A 2,181-nucleotide genomic window follows, 5' to 3' on the forward strand; every position below is an offset into this window, starting at 1 on the left:
GGGTGGTTTTGCCTTAGAGTTTATTGTCAATAGGGTGACGGTGGTTAAAATAAAAAGCATTCCGATCCAATCCATCACGCCGAAATAAACTCCAAGCCAGACTACTGCGGTACCTGCTGCAGCTAATGGTTCTACGCTACAAAGCAAACTTGCGTAAGTCGCTCCGATTATACTGACAGAGCTTAGAAATAAATAAAAGGCGAGCACTGTCCCGAAAAGGATAATGTATCCAAAGGAAAGAAATGTTTCAAAATCCCAGATAACTTGAGTTTCCCAAGGTTTCATAAGAGGAACCATGATCAAACCGCCCAAAAACATTGCCCATCCCGTGACGGTGGCGGGGGAGAATTTTCGTAATAATCTTGCAGGATAAATAGTATAAAAAGCCAAAGCCACTGCAGAAAGTATTCCCCAAAGAAAAGCTTCACTGCTTATCACCAAGGTGTCAAAACTTCCATGGGTCACCAAAAGGAATGTTCCTGTAAGTGCCAATCCGAGAGCTATATATTCCGCCATTATAGGCCATCTTCGGTTTTTAACGGCAAAGTATGTTACGACGATAAGTGGTCCCAAGTACTGTAAAACCGTTGCGGTAGCGGCATTAGAAAGCGAAATGCTGTAGAAATAGGTGAATTGGACGGCAACCATGCCAAGTAAACTAAAAAGGAAAATTTGGATGATGTCAGTGAGTTTTTTCCAAATTTGGAAGGTGTCTCTTTTCCCTCTACTAAAGGAAAAAATCAATAAAATGGCACCTCCTAATAACAGTCTCCAGGATACTAGCCAAGTTGGGTTTATATCCTTTTCCTCAAAAAGAAACTGTGCGAAAGTACCTGAAATACCCCAAAAAATAGCTGAAACAATCACCATGATCACTCCTGGGACTTTTTGATACACAGTTGGGATATTCGTCAGTGAGATCATTCAAAAAGGAGATTGCATGGATAGTCTTAAATTCATTGATCTAAATCTCGAATCAATTTTACAGAATCAGAGATTTTGTTGACATGAAAAAATCGTTCATGAATAATCTCATGCTCAATAGTTTCATGCTCCCAAGTGATATGAAAGGGGATATGAATCCCAAAGCCTCCTAGATTTAAGACAGGTAAGATATCTGACTTAAGGCTGTTTCCCATCATCAGAAATTCATCCGCTGCAATGTCGAGATGTCGGATGAGCTTTTTGAAATCAGCCTCTTTCTTTTCACTCATCACTTCTATATGGTGAAAATGGTCCGCAAGTCCTGATTTTTTCAATTTACGTTCCTGATCAAGTAGATCGCCTTTAGTTGCTAGAACAATTCGATAATCACCGTTTAGTTCTTTTAAAACCTCCTCAACGCCTGGAAGGAGCTCCACTGGTTTTTCCAACATTTCTCTTCCTATTTGGATGATTTTATCTATAAAAATTAAGGGGATTTTACGATCAGAAATACGCATTGCTGTCTCAATCATAGAGAGCATGAAGCCTTTGATCCCGTAGCCGTACATATAGAGATTTTCGATTTCAGTTCGATATAGCTCTTTGAGGGAACTGTGTTGAGGCATAAAATCCTCAAGAAGCTCAGCGAATTTTTCTTCTGCCTCTCTAAAAAATGGCTCATTGACCCAAAGGGTGTCATCTGCATCAAAGGCAATAACTTTTATCATGAAAGGAATATAGTTTTAAATTAAATACTCATTGCTTCACTTTTCCCAAAATAACGTTCCTCAAATTAAAAACTGCTCGCTGAGACTGCCTACCGATCACTGACCAACTGATTTCATCCAATCCAGCAATACATCTCTCCAGTCAGAAACAGGCCCTTTTCCCAATCCAAATCCAAATCCATGTCCTCCTTTTGGGTAAATATGCAAGGAAGCAGGAACGCCTTTGGCGTGAAGTGCTTTATAATACAAAAAGCTATTTTCAATAGGAACACTTTTGTCATCTTGGGCGTGCACCAAGAAAGTTGGAGGAGTATTTTCATCTACATTTAATTCGCCAGAAAAGCGGTCAACAAGTTCCTGCGGGGCGTTTTCTTCAATTAAGTTCGCTCTTGAGCCACTATGAGCCGAGGCATCTCGAAATGAAATCACTGGGTAAACTAATATAGAAAAATCGGGTCTTGCTGATAACTCGTCAATTCTATCCTTAGACCTTTCCACTTCATGATTGTATTGAGTGCTGACAGTAGAA

The 2,181-nt window shown here is 39.8% G+C and carries 3 protein-coding genes; all 3 read right to left on the minus strand.

The annotated features are described in order from the left end of the window. Positions 1-924 (minus strand): DMT family transporter (locus Q0L68_RS19800; protein WP_296705967.1); only part of this gene is annotated, 924 nt, incomplete at its 3' end. A 32-nt stretch (positions 925-956) separates the two neighbouring features. Continuing rightward, the gene (locus tag Q0L68_RS19805; protein ID WP_296705968.1) at positions 957-1,652 is read right to left on the minus strand and encodes an HAD family hydrolase; all 696 of its coding nucleotides are present in this window, start codon (positions 1,650-1,652) and stop codon (positions 957-959) included. A 96-nt stretch (positions 1,653-1,748) separates the two neighbouring features. Next, positions 1,749-2,181 (minus strand): prolyl oligopeptidase family serine peptidase (locus tag Q0L68_RS19810; RefSeq protein ID WP_296705969.1); only part of this gene is annotated, 433 nt, incomplete at its 5' end.

The organism is Algoriphagus sp. (assembly GCF_024642405.1).
GTDB lineage: Bacteria > Bacteroidota > Bacteroidia > Cytophagales > Cyclobacteriaceae > Algoriphagus.